This window comes from Anabaena sp. EIM26 (assembly GCF_057568715.1).
Window position 1 is genome coordinate 1,981,717 of sequence record NZ_CM172472.1, and the last position, 15,519, is coordinate 1,997,235.

19 protein-coding genes and 1 other RNA gene are annotated in these 15,519 nt (G+C 38.9%); 12 read left to right on the forward strand and 8 right to left on the reverse strand.

Annotated features, from left to right (window positions below; all coding sequences use genetic code 11):
• Both AC012T_RS08540 and AC012T_RS08545 read left to right on the forward strand, forming a co-directional pair.
• The gene (locus AC012T_RS08540) at positions 1-708 is read left to right on the forward strand and encodes a M48 family metallopeptidase (protein WP_487064820.1); all 708 of its coding nucleotides are present in this window, start codon (positions 1-3) and stop codon (positions 706-708) included.
• A 129-nt stretch (positions 709-837) separates the two neighbouring features.
• Entirely contained in the window at positions 838-1,476 is a 639-nt protein-coding gene (locus AC012T_RS08545) for a histidine phosphatase family protein (protein WP_487064822.1), read from the forward strand.
• 112 nt (positions 1,477-1,588) lie between these two features.
• Here the strand turns inward: AC012T_RS08545 and AC012T_RS08550 are convergent, their stop codons facing one another.
• On the reverse strand, positions 1,589-1,747 hold the full coding sequence (locus AC012T_RS08550) for a hypothetical protein (RefSeq protein ID WP_487064824.1): 159 nt from the start codon (positions 1,745-1,747) through the stop codon (positions 1,589-1,591).
• Between the two features lie 196 nt (positions 1,748-1,943).
• Positions 1,944-2,450, reverse strand: coding sequence for a pentapeptide repeat-containing protein (locus AC012T_RS08555; protein ID WP_487064826.1), 507 nt, complete (start codon positions 2,448-2,450; stop codon positions 1,944-1,946).
• A gap of 186 nt (positions 2,451-2,636) precedes the next feature.
• On the opposite strand from AC012T_RS08555, the gene gcvT reads away from it, so the two are divergent.
• Both gcvT and gcvH read left to right on the forward strand, forming a co-directional pair.
• On the forward strand, positions 2,637-3,803 hold the full coding sequence (gene gcvT, locus AC012T_RS08560; protein ID WP_487066515.1) for a glycine cleavage system aminomethyltransferase GcvT: 1,167 nt from the start codon (positions 2,637-2,639) through the stop codon (positions 3,801-3,803).
• 81 nt (positions 3,804-3,884) lie between these two features.
• Positions 3,885-4,274 (forward strand): glycine cleavage system protein GcvH, encoded by a 390-nt coding sequence (gene gcvH, locus AC012T_RS08565; RefSeq protein WP_015213010.1) that lies wholly within the window; start codon positions 3,885-3,887, stop codon positions 4,272-4,274.
• Positions 4,275-4,642: 368 nt separating this feature from the next.
• On the opposite strand, the gene AC012T_RS08570 is transcribed toward gcvH, so the two are convergent.
• Complete coding sequence (locus AC012T_RS08570; protein ID WP_487064829.1) at positions 4,643-5,404, reverse strand: glycoside hydrolase family protein; 762 nt, start codon at positions 5,402-5,404, stop codon at positions 4,643-4,645.
• A 314-nt stretch (positions 5,405-5,718) separates the two neighbouring features.
• Between AC012T_RS08570 and AC012T_RS08575 the strand changes: the two genes are divergently transcribed.
• From AC012T_RS08575 to queF, 5 genes are all read left to right on the forward strand, one after another.
• Complete coding sequence (locus tag AC012T_RS08575) at positions 5,719-5,985, forward strand: YciI family protein (RefSeq protein ID WP_438891918.1); 267 nt, start codon at positions 5,719-5,721, stop codon at positions 5,983-5,985.
• Positions 5,986-6,023: 38 nt separating this feature from the next.
• Positions 6,024-6,120, forward strand: an RNA gene (gene ffs, locus AC012T_RS08580) — signal recognition particle sRNA small type.
• 25 nt (positions 6,121-6,145) lie between these two features.
• Positions 6,146-6,529 carry a phasin family protein gene (locus tag AC012T_RS08585; RefSeq protein WP_438891919.1) on the forward strand — a complete coding sequence of 128 codons (384 nt, stop codon included), beginning with the start codon at positions 6,146-6,148 and terminating at the stop codon, positions 6,527-6,529.
• Positions 6,530-6,696: 167 nt separating this feature from the next.
• A complete protein-coding gene (locus AC012T_RS08590; protein WP_487064831.1) occupies positions 6,697-7,098 on the forward strand; it encodes a hypothetical protein in 402 nt (133 codons plus the stop codon).
• 65 nt (positions 7,099-7,163) lie between these two features.
• Complete coding sequence (gene queF / locus AC012T_RS08595; RefSeq protein ID WP_487064833.1) at positions 7,164-7,592, forward strand: preQ(1) synthase; 429 nt, start codon at positions 7,164-7,166, stop codon at positions 7,590-7,592.
• 226 nt (positions 7,593-7,818) lie between these two features.
• Here queF and AC012T_RS08600 read toward each other — a convergent pair whose 3' ends face one another.
• From AC012T_RS08600 to AC012T_RS08615, 4 genes are all read right to left on the reverse strand, one after another.
• Positions 7,819-8,520, reverse strand: coding sequence for a serine/threonine protein kinase (locus tag AC012T_RS08600; protein WP_487064835.1), 702 nt, complete (start codon positions 8,518-8,520; stop codon positions 7,819-7,821).
• A gap of 53 nt (positions 8,521-8,573) precedes the next feature.
• A complete protein-coding gene (locus AC012T_RS08605; RefSeq protein ID WP_487064837.1) occupies positions 8,574-9,941 on the reverse strand; it encodes a cytochrome c biogenesis protein in 1,368 nt (455 codons plus the stop codon).
• Between the two features lie 2 nt (positions 9,942-9,943).
• The gene (locus AC012T_RS08610; protein ID WP_487064839.1) at positions 9,944-10,684 is read right to left on the reverse strand and encodes a cytochrome c biogenesis protein CcdA; all 741 of its coding nucleotides are present in this window, start codon (positions 10,682-10,684) and stop codon (positions 9,944-9,946) included.
• Positions 10,685-10,760: 76 nt separating this feature from the next.
• Positions 10,761-11,813 (reverse strand): DMT family transporter, encoded by a 1,053-nt coding sequence (locus AC012T_RS08615; protein WP_487064841.1) that lies wholly within the window; start codon positions 11,811-11,813, stop codon positions 10,761-10,763.
• 191 nt (positions 11,814-12,004) lie between these two features.
• On the opposite strand from AC012T_RS08615, the gene AC012T_RS08620 reads away from it, so the two are divergent.
• The 3 genes from AC012T_RS08620 to AC012T_RS08630 all read left to right on the forward strand — a co-directional run bounded on the left by AC012T_RS08620 (position 12,005) and on the right by AC012T_RS08630 (position 14,408).
• Positions 12,005-12,409, forward strand: a complete 405-nt coding sequence (locus tag AC012T_RS08620) for a hypothetical protein (protein ID WP_487064843.1) — start codon at positions 12,005-12,007, stop codon at positions 12,407-12,409.
• A gap of 309 nt (positions 12,410-12,718) precedes the next feature.
• Positions 12,719-13,459: a DUF4079 domain-containing protein gene (locus AC012T_RS08625; RefSeq protein ID WP_487064845.1), complete on the forward strand. Its 741-nt coding sequence runs from the start codon at positions 12,719-12,721 to the stop codon at positions 13,457-13,459.
• A 508-nt stretch (positions 13,460-13,967) separates the two neighbouring features.
• Positions 13,968-14,408: a YidH family protein gene (locus AC012T_RS08630; protein ID WP_487064847.1), complete on the forward strand. Its 441-nt coding sequence runs from the start codon at positions 13,968-13,970 to the stop codon at positions 14,406-14,408.
• Between the two features lie 134 nt (positions 14,409-14,542).
• Here AC012T_RS08630 and AC012T_RS08635 read toward each other — a convergent pair whose 3' ends face one another.
• Positions 14,543-15,460, reverse strand: a complete 918-nt coding sequence (locus tag AC012T_RS08635; RefSeq protein ID WP_487064849.1) for an AAA family ATPase — start codon at positions 15,458-15,460, stop codon at positions 14,543-14,545.
• Positions 15,461-15,519 lie beyond the last annotated feature (59 nt).

Consider the following 15,519-nt stretch of genomic DNA (forward strand, 5'->3'; position numbering starts at 1 on the left):
ATGCACCAAATAACAATCGGTGAACTCGTCATAGACGTTGCCAGAAAAGACATTAAAAACCTACACTTGGGAGTTTATCCACCTGATGGGCGGGTACGTATCGCCACACCCTTACACATTGATGACGATTCTGTACGTTTATTTGCTATTTCCAAACTAGCCTGGATTAAAAAACATCAAGCTAATTTTGCCACCCAAGAACGCCAATCACCAAGAGAATTTGTGTCTGGAGAAAGTCATTATTTTCAAGGTAAATCCTATTTATTAAATGTTATCTATTCTCAGGCTAATCCTAAAGTAGAAATTAAAAATAATACTTATATTGACCTTTATGTGAAAGCAGGAAGTAATGAAGCCCAACGACAACAAGTAATGATGTCCTGGTATCGACAGCAGTTAAAAAAGGATATTCCCCCATTAATCGCCAAGTGGGAACCCAACATGAGCGTTAAGGTGAATGACTGGGGGATAAAACTAATGAAAACCAAATGGGGTACTTGCAACATCCAAGCCAAACGCATCTGGCTAAATCTCGAATTAGCCAAAAAATACCCCCACTGCTTAGAATATGTTGTAGTTCATGAAATGGTGCATTTGTTAGAACGCAATCATGGAGAGAGATTTGTGGCTTTAATGAATAAATTTATGCCCAATTGGCAATTTTATAAGGATGAGTTGAACCGTTCCCCCCTTAGCAGTCTCAGGTGAACTCGCAGACAAAAGTTTGTGGGGGAATTGACTTTTTTGGAGGATTTCTTTGTCCTGGGGGAGCAGACTCGATTGCGAGATTGATGGTATTTTATTTTTGCACAAACTCTTTTATCCCCATCGCCAGCTATGACACTCAATTTATATTTACTACGACATGGCGAAACTACTTTTAGTCAAAGTGGTAATTTCTGCGGTGCAACTGATGCAGAATTGACCTCTGAAGGAATACAGATGGCAGAGAGTTTTGCTGATGTTTATCAAAACTTGAAGTGGTCAGCAGTTTATGCTAGTCCCATGAAACGCACCATTGCCACTGCCCAGCCATTTTGTAATGCTACTGGTATGGAGATGCAGTTGCGTGAAGGACTTAGAGAAGGTAGTTACGGTGAATGGGAAACCAAGAGTAAATCGTTTGTTCAAGAAAATTACCCAGAAAACTATGTAAAATGGTTGACAGAACCCGCTTGGAATGCACCACTAGGAGGAGAAACTGCGGTAGAGATAGCTAACCGTTCTATGGCTGTAATTGCGGAAATTCAAGAAAAACATCCCCAAGGTAATGTTTTAGTAGTTGCCCATAAAGCCACGATTCGGATTATGCTTTGTAGTTTACTGGGAATTGATTTGGGACGCTATCGTTATCGGGTAAATATTTTGGTCGCTTCGGTAAGTATGGTTAAATTTGACGTGAATGGTCCTTTGTTAGAAATATTAGGCGATCGCTATCATATACCCGATCATATTCGCTCCCGTCCTGGAACATAATAGCTCCTCCAAAAAATTCAGCACTTCTCAACTTTTGACTATCAAACAGCGACAATTGCCCCGCAAAAATATTACCCCTACCGCCCCGATGGTAACTAAGATGACACCTTGGTTATATAGAGGGGCTAAATTTTTGGGTCTGTTGTCCGATGGATTTCTGTTCCAGTGGTGTACTTGTAGATGTATGTGTACGGGATTCTTTTGGTTGATCCGAAGGTAAAAGGCGATCGCATTTAGAACAACACCAACCAGCTTTTTCTGGCTCTTGCATTATTTTTATGGAGAATTAATACTAAAGTGCCAGTTTAATAAACTACGTAACCTAGTAACCTAAAAGAAGAATAGGCAGGATGCCCGTCTCACAAGATTGGATCATCTTTTTTGTAGAGTTAGCAAAATCTTCTGTAAATTGAGAAAATCCCCCTCCACAGGAAACAGTGGGGAGAGGGATAAAATTATTCTGGTATTTACTTACAACCTAAAGACTCACGAGTGTCTACCCCAGTTTGAGAATTGACACCGCTAGCATTTGCACAGAGTTTTTTCACCTGTGTCATATCTAAAATTGCGTTAGTAAAATCTGCTCCAGTGACATCAACATCATCAAAAGTTGTGCGTAACATCATGGCATCTGTCAACACCGCATCACTGAAATCTGTATTTTTGAACCTGGCAAGATAAGCAATACCCTGCCTAAAATCTACACCATGTAGATTTACGCCCTCTAATAAAGCACCATTAAATACACCACCACGTAAATCAGCATTGCTAAAGTTAGTATTCTCTAATTTCACGCTAGTAAACTCAGTCCCGGCTAAGTTTTGACCAGAATAGTCTTGTCCACTGGCTCCTTTGTTATCAATGTTACCAATAGAACTATTAACACTAGAAGAACTCGCAGCTTCTGCTGGTAAGGGAGACACAAACAGCACCACAGCTAAAACAAAACTAGCCAATATTTGCCAATACTTCATAATTTCTGCTTAATAAATCTCAACACTTCCACTATTAATTATTAAACCGTACTAGGGAGTGTTGAGTAATTATCTGCTAAATTAGAACTCATCTCGTAGGATAGATAGATATTGAGGTGCGATGCCTCCGGCAAGCGTACCCGCGATCGCACGCCTAACTAACTACCTGTGACTAATCAAGAAAATATTACCCCGTCGGCAGTAACTCATGGGGGAACCCTCCATGATACCTCGACCTCCCAATCTCCAGCGCGAACCCCTCTGTATCAAACGGCTCTAGAACTCAAAGCCCGTTTCACCAATTTTGGTGGCTGGGAAATGCCCGTACAATATAGCAGTATCAGCAGTGAACACGCAGCGGTCAGAAACAACGCTGGAATGTTTGACATCTCCCACATGGGTAAGTTTACCCTTCAAGGTAAAACCCTCATTGACCAGCTTGAAAACCTAGTTCCCTCAGACTTGAGTCGCTTACAACCAGGTCAAGCCCAATACACAGTATTGTTAAATGATCAAGCCGGAATTATTGACGACATCATTATTTATTACTTAGGCAAAGACACCACAGATACACAAAATGTAGTCATTATAGTCAATGCCTCAACCACCGATAAAGATAAAGCATGGATCTTAGCACACTTAGACCCTGATACAGTCCAGTTCCAAGACCTGTCACGGCATAAAGTCTTAATTGCCGTACAAGGGCCAAAAGCCACCAGCCATCTCCAGTCCTTAGTATCAGCAGATTTAACACCAGTCAAAGCCTTTGGGCATCTAGAAACAAACATTCTCGGTCAACCCGCCTTCCTCGCCCGTACAGGCTACACTGGGGAAGATGGCTTTGAAGTCATGGTAGATCCAGAAGTAGGGGTAAAATTATGGCAACATCTCCATAATCTTGGTGTCATCCCTTGTGGACTCGGTGCCAGAGATACTCTGCGTCTAGAAGCAGCAATGGCGCTTTATGGTCAAGACATCGACGATAATACCACACCCTTAGAAGCTGGTTTAGGTTGGTTAGTTCATTTAGATACCAAAGGCGATTTTATTGGGCGTAGTGTTTTAGAACAACAAAAAACTGAAGGAGTGCAGCGTAAACTCATAGGTTTACAAACCCAAGGCAGGAATATTGCTCGTCATGGCTACCCAGTGTTATCCTCAAGTCAAGTTGTTGGAGAAGTAACTAGTGGAACTATCTCACCAACACTCGGTTATCCCATAGCCTTAGCTTACGTTCCTACCCAATTAGCAACCGTCAAACAGCAGCTAGAAGTGGAAATTCGGGGTAAAGCGTACCCCGCAGTAGTTATCAAACGTCCCTTTTATCGCTCAAAAAATCGTGTAACTAATTGATAACCTTTGAAGGTTTTAAGGAATAATGTGTTTTGGGTTACTGTTGTAACACTAATTTTTGAACGTGGAAGAGGAAGTTTTATGTCTTTTGAATATCCGCAAGATTTGCGATATCTAGATTCTCATGAGTATGCACGCCTAGATGGAGAAATTGCTACTATTGGTATTAGCGCATTTGCTGTAGATGAATTGGGTGATATTGTACATTTAGAACTGGCAGACATTGGAGATGCGATCAGCCTGGGCGACAAATTTGGTACAATCGAATCAGTAAAAGCCGTTGAGGAACTCAATGCGCCAATCAGCGGTACAGTAATAGAACGCAATGAGATTTTGATTCAATTTCCCGAACAAGTATCAGACGACCCACATGGTGAAGGTTGGTTGATCAAAGTCCGTATCAATGACCCTGGTGAGCTTGATGAAGCCATGACAGCCGACGAATATCGTGCTTTGGTCGAAGGTGAGTAATATAGTGTGAACTACCCACACTGAATTGGAGTACCAAGAACAGTTTCGGCTTCTGTAAGCATGGGGAGTGCCGCAACTTAGACGAAAGTCTAAGCTTTGGTCTTACCTCCCCTCCTACAGCAAAGACGAACCTTCCCCAACCAAATTTCAGATATTGCTTGCCACTCAATACTGTTCGGTTACGGATTTTCGTAGGTTGGCTTGAGAAACCTATCCCTACAGGACACTTCGTGAACACGTAGTGTGCCGGAGGCATAACCCAACATTTACAAGGGTTTGTTGGGTTTCACTTTGTTCAACCCAACCTACATAATTTCATTGTTTTGAGCTTAACCGACAAGTATTGGCTTGCCACTAACCTTTTAGGTTCAGTAGGGGGCTGACGGCAAATTAGTTAAAAATAGTTTAGCTTCTGCCAATCTCCTGCGCTTTAAACCCTCTTCAACAAGACTACCAGGGTTTCTGTACTTAACAAAAGTTTCTTCTATTTCATCCCACTGTTTATTTTTTAAGACTCTAGTAATGCTCTGGAAATTAGCAGCACCATAAAAATTAGCACCTAAGTTGTAACCAAAACTTAATAAAGCTCCCTGTTGGTTAGGGTTCAACTCATTCCATACAGGAATTTTTTGCAGACTTGGTAAATAATTATTTTCTAGTTGAGAAATCAAAAGTTCTTCTGCTTCTTCTTTGGTAATTTTTTCACCTAAGTTCCATTCACTACCATCTTTTTTGCGAGTGGTTCCCCAACCAATGGTGATAGGTTTACCACCATTTTTAGGATCAGGATCAGGATAGGCCTCTAAAAACAACCCTTCAAATTCTTTAATAATAGCAATTCCTGAAAGCGGTAGTTTTCCAGATTTGCCACCATAAAGGTTTTGATTTAAGTTGGCAATAGACTGATTTAAAGCATTCTGAGTATTCACTCCCACAATTCCATCAGCTTCAAGTTTCTGTTGTTGTTGAAACTGTTGCACTGCGGCTAAAGTCTTGTTGCCAAAATCACCATCTATCAAACCTGGATCTAGGTTGAGTGCTTTTAATATTTGTTGCAACTGCTCAACTTTTTCACCTTTTGAGCCTAGTCTGAGAGCTTGATTGGGATTGAGAATTAGTTCGGTGATCATGATGCTATCGTGGTGGATTTAATTTGAGGAAAATCCGTATTTTCCCTATTATCCATCATTGGTATATTGTAATAATTGAATAAAAATAAATATTCGTAACCATTTTTTAAACATATTTTGCTCAACATCTACAAGACCAAAAAGAAAACTCTGATTTAATATTGCAGTGTTTAGCGTCGTCAATTAGTAGCGTTTCCAGCAGAGTGTTGGGGAAGGCATATTTAATTTTGTCAATGTCCATTGTCATGATCATGCAATATGGACAAAAATCAAGGATATGATAAGTTATTGCCAATTCCAAATCTAAAATTGATATGCCTTGGTTTGTAAAGATTGAAGCAGGTAAAGTGGATAAACCCACCTTTGATCAATATGTACCCGCCCACACAGCCTATGTACAAGACTTGATAGATAAAGGACACAAAGCTAAAACAGGCTATTGGGCGCAACGAGGAGGGGGAATGATGTTGTTTGAGGCAGCGTCAATGGATGAAGCACAGGCCATAGTTGCTGGTGATCCCTTGGTACATAACGGTTGTGTCACTTATCAGCTTTACGAATGGCGAATTGTTATGGAATGACACACAATTACTGAATTTTCATGTTATGATTACTTTTAGACCTGGATCTATGCAACTTCAACGCCCAAATCTTGTCAGGACCGGAAGGTAGCAGCAATAAGGGATGCTTGTGGTAGGCGTAGTCTCCGGGTCGCCCCATTTTTAGGAGCGCTTTGCAGCAATGCCTGGTTTTGGAGATATTGTTCAAAAAGCTTTTTACCTCGGTGTAGGCTTGGCTTCTTACGCTGGTGAGAAAGCAGGGGGGAAATTAGCCGAACTGCGATCGCAAGTCCAAAAATTGGCTGATGAGATGGTTGCTAAGGGCGAAATGAATACAGAAGAAGCTCGTCGTTTCGTCGAAGATATGATGAAGCAAGCCCAACAGCCCCAAGCACCTGGTGATACACCTGAAAAAACAGCCCCTTCTGAACCTCGTCGCATCGAAATCTTGGAGGTAGATGAAGAACCAACTGTTAAACAAGAACCAACTGGAAACGTTGATCATTTACGCCAACAAGTACTAGAATTGCAGCAAAAGTTAGAGCAACTCAAAAGCGATCAGTAAAAAATTACAAAAAATTACTTTTTACTTTGAGGACTCAGCAAAAGTTGTCAGTTGGCAATGATTCTATATGCACAGCTTGTTTTATGTGCATTTCCTATTGTGTACACTAGCACTTACAAGCAGGTATATTAAGCATCCTGTTTGTAGCCATTAAGGCAGTTAAGCTTATGGAACCGTGGCAAAAAGACTTAGTTGAAATCATCGAAACTGTGGCTGATGAAGTAGAGAGCTTCTTCCTAGCAATGAATGACATGGTAGATTCATTTTTTGAGCTGACAGAAGAAATTACCGAACAGATACACAATAACATTGCTGCTGATATTGACCAGTACTTACAAGAATTAGCCGAACCGCTTTTGGAAGTTTTCTGGGAATTGGAAGACGTGGTAGGAGATGTAGATCCCGGTTTTCCTTATGCAGTCGAACCTACAATAGAAAAAAACGCTGCTTGTATTGGTTGTAGCAACTATCATGGACAAGTTTATAGCGGTAACTTGCTAGTTTGTGCTATGCATCCCCACGGTTGGGATGATGCGAATTGTCCAGACTGGGACAAGAGTACTGAGTAGCGAGTTATGAGTAATGAGTGTTAAGTTAGTAGTTATGAATCTCTGCATTTTTTTGACTAAATTTTATGAGTAATACTTTACCTGAGACTATTACCTCAGCAAACCCAGAAATGAAATATGGTGAACGCGAGATTGCAGAAGGGAAATTAATTACATTCCCTAATCCGCGTGTGGGTAGACGCTATGATATTAGTATTACCTTGCCGGAATTTACCTGTAAATGTCCATTTTCCGGTTATCCTGACTTTGCGACTATTTATATTACCTATATCCCTGATGAAAGGGTGGTAGAACTAAAGGCTTTGAAGCTGTATATTAATAGTTATCGCGATCGCTATATTTCCCACGAAGAAACAGCAAATCAAATCTTAGATGATTTTGTCGCTGCTTGCGACCCGTTGGAAGTAACTGTAAAGACAGATTTTACTCCCCGTGGAAATGTACATACTGTGGTTGAGGTAAAACATATAAAAGAAAAAGACGAGATTTTTTAACACAGGTTACTAGTGAGGACTTACCCAACTGGCTTGCTTTGTAGGGTGCGTCAGACCTATAAATTGGTTATTAGATTTACAATATCTGACGCACCGAATAAATGATATTAAATTTTATACTTGCGTAAGTCCTGTAATGTTTTGGATATTTGTTGATTTACAAGTCTCTAAAAGAATGTTTGAGAAGTATAAAATGAAATTTGAGCATCTTTTCAAACCCACACCATTAATTTTTGAGAGATTTCCGACGAATTAACCTGTTAATGAATTTAAATACCTTACCTGCAAAAGAATTTACAAAGCGGTAGGTTTTGCGAACCCTATCTAAAAGTGGATAAGGTACTCGCAACCGCAAAGGATAGAAAATAGGCAAATATATCAAATAATAAGCCTTTTTCAAATTATCCCATTTTGAGCAGTATTCCTGTTGCAGAAAATCAGAAATATCAACAACTAAACCTCTCCCCTCAGACATCATCACATTCTTGCCATGAACATCATGAGGGTAAAGCCCACGAGTTCGCGCATAGTCCAAAGCACTCTCAATATCTTTGATTACCTGGGGAGGAATACGCAAACCTTTGTGCAGACAATCATAAAGGGTAACACCATATAATCTTTTTAAGACTAACAAGCCTTCGTGGGCATAAAAACACTCAGAAAAAGCCGGGTGAGAACCAAGACGACCGTAAACTTCTAGTTCCTCCTCAAAGCCAGGACGACCGGGTGCGTAAATTTTAACCACCAAGTCCGGGTATTCAGGATGATAAACTACTGCTGCGTAGTTTCCTGTACCTAGTAGTTGCCAAGGCGCAGGAATATGGCGTACTTGTGCTGGGTTGTGAGGATGGACACTTTCCACAATTAACTGTGGGATCAGTTCTTGGTGGATACTTGCAATCAGTGATTGAATATTGGATTTATTCATAGCAATAAAATACACCACTCAATTGCTATTATGCCCCAAAGATGAAGAAAAAATTATTTTTGTGCTGGGTTAGTCAGTTGATCTAAAATCCCTAAAACCTCTCTTTCAAAAGCAACTTGAACGCGGTTAGTTTTCCCACCTACATAAAGCATATTGCCCTTTTGTAAAGCCCAAACTTGGGAATGGGAAAAATAACTCATCACTACACCCAACATCAACAAAGCAAACCCTGTATAAACAATGGGAATACCAGGGTCAAATTTAATTTGTAACCCCGTGCTACCAACAACATCAAGGATTTTCAAATTGATTCCATTTACAGGAACAGACATTCCTGCACGAACAGTATTAATTAATTTGCCTTGAGCATCATAAATTAATACCATGCCTTGCAGATCCTTTGCCAGCAGAGATACACCTTCACTTAAATCAGGTTTAGTCGGAATCCAAGTTCCCCAAATTCGTCCTTTTCCTTTGGTGTCTAATTGCGCCATAGGTAATTGAAAAATCGGACTTTTATTTAATCTCACACGGACACTAGAAATTCCCCAATCAGTTTGATAAAAAACTACGCCATGATAACGCAGAGGTTGGTTGACATAAATCTTCTCGTGGTCAACTTCTTTACCCTCATTATTCAACACAGATAGATCAGAATAAAATTGGTCAATTCCCCCCGTAGGAGTGTAATCAATCCAAAACCGATTTACACGCACAGACCAATCTTTCAACACATCTTGAGATGACCAAGGGCCAGCATCAATAATATTTTTAACTTGAAAAGTTTCACCACTAGAAATCAGTTCTTGAGCCATAAAACCTGTCATGGCACCCCAAATTCCCCCTAAGAGGATAGCGACGATGCCAATATGAACAATAATTGGCCCTATGCGTCCGACTATACCTTTACGGGCGTAGAGAAGATCATCTTTTTCCTGAAATATGCGATAACGTTTTTCTTGTAATATGGGAGTGAGTGATTGCAAAGAACTCGCATCTAATTCTGCACTCAAAGCTAACTTTTGAAATTGTCTAGGTTCTTCATAATATTTCCAACGTTGTGCAGCTTTTAAAGCTGGTAATTGCCGGGTAAAAGTGCAAGCAGTTAAGCTAGTTCCAAATAGAACTAATAAAGATAAAAACCACCAAGTTCGATATACGTGATCTAAGCCTACAACCTGAATTACTTTCCAAGATAGGAAACCAAATAAAGCAGGATGTTCTGGGTAATTAGATTGGTAAAATGCTGGCAACTGTCCCTGTTCAATTACCGTACCACTAATGCTAAATAAGGCAATTACTAATAATAGGATAATTGCCAAACGTAAATCGGTCAATACAGGCAGAATTTCACGCCGGATAAATCGCCAAGGTATTAACCACCAACTTAATTCTGTGGATGTTGTATTATCTAAAGTCATGCCTATAAATTACTAAGAGGAATGCGAGAAATTAAGGAAAACACACCAAATCCTACTAATAATGCACCACTGATAGGATTAATCCAACCAGACCAGCGACGCAATTCTAATAGTTTTTTAATCGACGCAGTAAATGTACCTGCTAAAATTAAAGGGGCTACATATCCAGCTGTGTAAGAAAGTAATAAAACAGCACCTAAAATTAAATCTTGAGTATTAGCAACCCAACCTAATAAACTAGCTAAAACTGGTGTACTACAAGGTGAAGCGACTAACCCAAATGTTAAACCAATGGAGTAGGAACGGACTCCGGGAGGCAAATCTTGGGAAATCCAATTTGTTTCGTTCAAAGATGGAAATTGTAGAGGTAAGGCTTCTAATAAATTCAGCCCCATAATAATAGCAATAATGCTGACAATAATTGGTAAACCAATTCCCACTTGACCGTAGACTTTTCCAACTAAACCTGCTATAATTCCCATGCCTGCTAATGTGGTTGCTAATCCCAAAGCAAACCAAGTAGATTGTGCGGCGGCTTGTAAACGACTTTTGGCTTCATAACCACCAATATAGCCAATGGTAATTGGCAACATAGATAGCATACATGGCGTAAGGCTGGTGAGCAAGCCAGCTGCAAAGATGATGCCAATACTCACAATGCTGAGGTGGGTGAGTTGGTTAGTGACAAGGGTGTTGGCAAATTGTTCAAGTTCGTAAATTCGGGAAGCGAGAGTTTCTAGCATGGATATGTGTGTGGGAATGCTTGCTCTGCTTGAATTTTAGCGTATTTTGGATAATCAGGTGAGAATCAAGCTGTGGTTAAAAACCCTTAAAGCCCATTTCTGCTTCTATTTTTTGTTTGATTGGAGTTAAATTCATCTGGGATACAAACGGACTAATTTGGCGTTTTGTTTGGATTTGGCTCAACAATATACTAACTAAAACCAAGCTACCACCAATATATTGTGCTTGAGTAGGAATTTCACCCAAGATTAAATAAGCTCCTAAAATACTGATAACTGGTGTCACTGAGCCAACTAAAATAGTTGTGGATACAGAGGAAGTTTTGAAGCCTCTGAGCCACAGTAATTGACCTAAAACCACAATTACTGCACTATACAATAACATCCACTGCCAAAGGAACGGTGAGAATACATCCATAAAATGCTCTTTACCATAGAGTGTTAAAGCCACAACAAAAAATATCACCGTTCCCAAAGCAGTCCGAAAAATGCTATAGATACCTAAAGGAATTTGGGAAAGACGTTGTTTAGCAATAATTGCGGCAACAGCTACGGCTACTGAGGCTACAGCCGTAAGAATTTCGCCTAGTCCTATGGTAAAACCTCCCATGTTCATCATGGCTTGTGCTGGTGGCTGAAGGATAATGCTCAAGGTAACACCAACAAAAGCTAAAAATGCTCCTATAACTTGCCAACGAGTTACCCTTTCTTTTAAGCACCAGACTGATAAAGCTAGTGTCAGAGGTGGTTCTAAGCGTCCAACTAAAACGACGTTGTTGACATTGGTGAGAGCTAAAGCCTGGAAAAATAAACTAGGAGCTAAGGCTCCTGAAAGAATGGCTACTATGGTGAGATAAAACCAATCCCGTTGAGAAAGTTTCTGGAGAGTAGCTTTGGTCCACTGTCGCCAATAAATGATGACTAAAAATATTAAGGCGCAGAGATTCCCTACAAATAAGACGTTACACAAAGAAATGGGATTGCGATCAGCTATTAAATTCTGCGCTCCAATTTCTGTTAACTTGCGAGTTACGGCACTAGAAATACCAAAAATCAAAGTAGCCAAACAAAGATATACTTGTCCGGGAATTTTGTCAACTAAATCATGCCATTTTTTGAGTTTATTCACTATAGATCTGATGCTATTCAGCCACAATAAATCATACTATATTGGCTAAGTAAAGTTTTTATGAGAAAATGCTGAGTAGAAATTTAATTATTATTTCCGATAAACTCAGAAAATTTATGGTTTGCCTTCATCTCTGGTTCAGTATTGAATGGGATGCTTTGCATAGTTGAAATTAATTCAGGAAAACGCTAATGAAATTTACTTCTTCTCTGCTTGCAACTGTGGCTCTAGCTGGTATGATGACAGTTTGGGATGCTCCACTCAAAGCTATTAATCCTAGTTTAGTTCAAGCGTCAGCCCAAGAAGTTAAGCAAATGCAGAAAGCCGAAATGAAAGATACTACTGGCTTAACTGCTAAACAAAAGATTGATATGCTGATGAAGAATAAAGGCCAGTTTGGTAGCGGTGATCAACTACGTCGTTTCTTTTTTGGTGACTTAGAACCAATTGCTGTACAACCAGGTGGTGCAGGTATGGTAGTTAATTTATACAATAAAGCCAACAATGTGACAATTGCCTACTGCGCTACTTATGATGTGGTAGTAAATATCAAGCAAGGTAAAGTAACTAGATTTCAAGCTGGCGAAGTCAAATAATTTTTTCCTTTTTTTCACTGTGGTTAATTTACATTTTTACTACAAAATAGTTCAGTTAAATCCAACAACCTGACACTGTATAGGTTGGGGCGTTGGTTTTACCTGTTTGTGGCAAATGGTATGTGCTGTAGGGAAACCCAAAATTTTTGGGGTTTTGTTGGGTTGCGCTGTCGCTTAACCCAACCTACTATTTTCTTAAGACCGAGCTTTGTGGTTTTTACCACATATAAATGTCAAGGCATTTTAGGTATTATTCCTAATGTGTTTTTTACAATTTTCAGAACTCAATAAATACTTTGAATAGTTGATATGACACTCAAAGATATAATCTTACTCCTGCATCCAGTCATTGCTGTAACTGTCGTTTTTCCGTTAATTGGTATAGTGTTAAATCGTGCTTTACAAGTACGTCAACGTCGCTTAGAAACTATAGCTACTGGTAAAAGTAAAATTCCACCAGTTGCAGGACAAGAACACGTGCAATTAGGTCGCTGGTTAACAGGTTTTGTTATTAGTATTGTCTTGATAGCACTAGCTTTTGCTATTTTTAGTAATATTTTAGAAAAAAAACTTTGGCTGCAATCATCTTTTCAAGTAGTATTTATTGTCTTGCTTTTTGCGGCAACGATAGGTTCTGCAATTCTCCTCTATAAAGCTAAAGCCAAGGATAAAAATTGGCGTGGTGTGTTTGCTACTCTGACAGGTATGGGTTTAGTTGTCCTTGGTTGCCAAGATGGCGTTTATCGTCTAACAAATAAATGGTATATGTCTCATTACTATTATGGGATGGCTGCGGTTTTATTAATGATTATATCTTTGGCAATTTTACCGGAAATTTATAAAGATAAAACCAATGTTTGGCGAAGGGTACATATTATTGCTAATTGTGTTGCACTCTTATTATTTTTAGGTTTGGCAATGACTGGGACTTTATCTTTGTTAGAAGTTCCTCTGGCTTGGCAAAAAAGTTATGTCAATCAATTATATCAAAAACAGTGTGATGCTAATCCTTGTGTAATTACTAATCCTCTTTTACCTGATAAACCTTGAATCAAATTTATTCAGTTTTTAAACAATCTTGTAGTTGTCAAACTGTGATTCTTGATCAATCGGAATTATGGGAAATTAACTGGAGGTAGAACCTTTGATAGCATTCCCAGTCTGGGAACGAGAACTGGGAACAAGCAATAATTACTTGTCTATACTAGATAATGAAGGGATATATAGCAATTCCCAAGCTCGTGAAATACACCCCACCCGCGCTGTCGCGCACCCTCCCCTTACCAAGGCTACGGTGTACACACAAGTGATCTGATTACCCAAAACAAGCCCTGGCGATTATAAATCACGGCTACACAAACAAAGTCCACCTGCGTGGACTAAGAAACAATACTGGTTTTTAACCCACGGAGGTGGGTTTTGCCTGTGTAGTTGCGGTTTCTAACCGCCGATTTAATCTTAAATAGGACTTGTGTGTACACCGTAGCTTACCAAGGGGAGGGTTGGGGAGGGGTAATTTTGTATCTAACTAGAGTGGGAAAGGCTATAATTGGTATTAATGAGTAAATTGCCTAATATTGATCGTATCCGAGAACATCAAGCAAATGAGCGAACTTTTTTAGCTTGGTTACGTACTTCTATTGCCTTAATTGGGTTTGGTTTTGCAATTTCTAGATTTGGTATATTTTTGCGTCAAATTAATATTGCTTTTACACAACAAGAAACTACTGTAAACCCCTTAATCAATTCTGAAAACTTAGGCGTTTTTTTAGTAGTATTTGGTATTCTTACTATTGGTTTAGCAGCATGGAGATATAATCAAGTTTTTTGGCAAATTGAACAAGGAGACTATAGACCTAAACGTTTACCAGTTTTGATTATGACGGGAGTAGTTATGGTTTTTGGTTTACTCAGTCTTCCTTTACTTTTAATGCGAAATCAAATACCCCAGCGTCCGTCTTCTGCACCTAAACAAAATCAATCTTTTTATATTCGTTAATTTCAGGAATTACTCAATCGGCACATTATTACGGTGCGTCAGATTTTAAAAATCTGTTTGTTTGTAGGATTTATCAAGTCTGACGCACCCTACAATTTAAAATTTACTGATATATTATTTATTTATTGAATTATTTACGCTATATCTTCCCAAGTAATTGTCATCATCATTTCTTTGTTAATTTCTTTTATTTTCACTAATCTGTTAGCTTGTTTTTCAATTGTTTTTTCAAAGATATTCCTGACAAGTCTACCATTTCCAAAATTCTTGTTTTTTTCATTATACAACTTGGTGAAATGTTGCAGTAGTTTTTCTTTACCTCGTGGAGTTATTCTATAATGTTGTTGCTTACATATCCCCTCAAAAATATTTAATAGTTCTTCTGGTTTATAGTCATCAAAATAAAAATATCTATTAAATCTAGACTGTAAACCAGGATTAGCATCAATAAAATGCGACATTTCATCACTATAACCAGCAACAATTACAACTAATCTATCTCGGTAGTCTTCAATTCTTTTTAATAAAGTATCTACCGCTTCTTGTCCAAAATCTTTTCCTGAACCTGCTGGTGCTAGTGCGTAAGCTTCATCAATAAATAAAACTCCATCTAATGCTGATTTCACAACTTCATCTACTTTTAAAGCTGTTTGTCCAACATATCCTGCAACCAAACCTGATCTATCAGTTTCCACAAGATGTCCTTGGGAAAGTATTCCTAATTCTTTGTATATTTCACCCATTAAACGTGCAACTGTCGTTTTACCAGTTCCAGGAGGTCCACAAAATACTGAATGTAGGGAAATAGAAATATTCGGTAAACCTTGTTCTTGCCGCATTTTCTGAACTTTGAGAAAATTGATGAAAGTGTTGATGTCATTTTTGACATTTTCCATTCCCACAAGATGATTTAGCTTATTGATAACATGATCTAATCCTTGCGATTTAGAATCATGATTACCTGTACTATTAACCTTCTTACTTCCAGGGATATTTAACTCTCTTTTCATCCGTTGTAGTTCAGCTTCAATATCAGGATCTCGGTAAGTCATAATTTATATTTTTTGGGTATAAATGCATAGCAGATGAATCTAATTATACATCAAAGTCC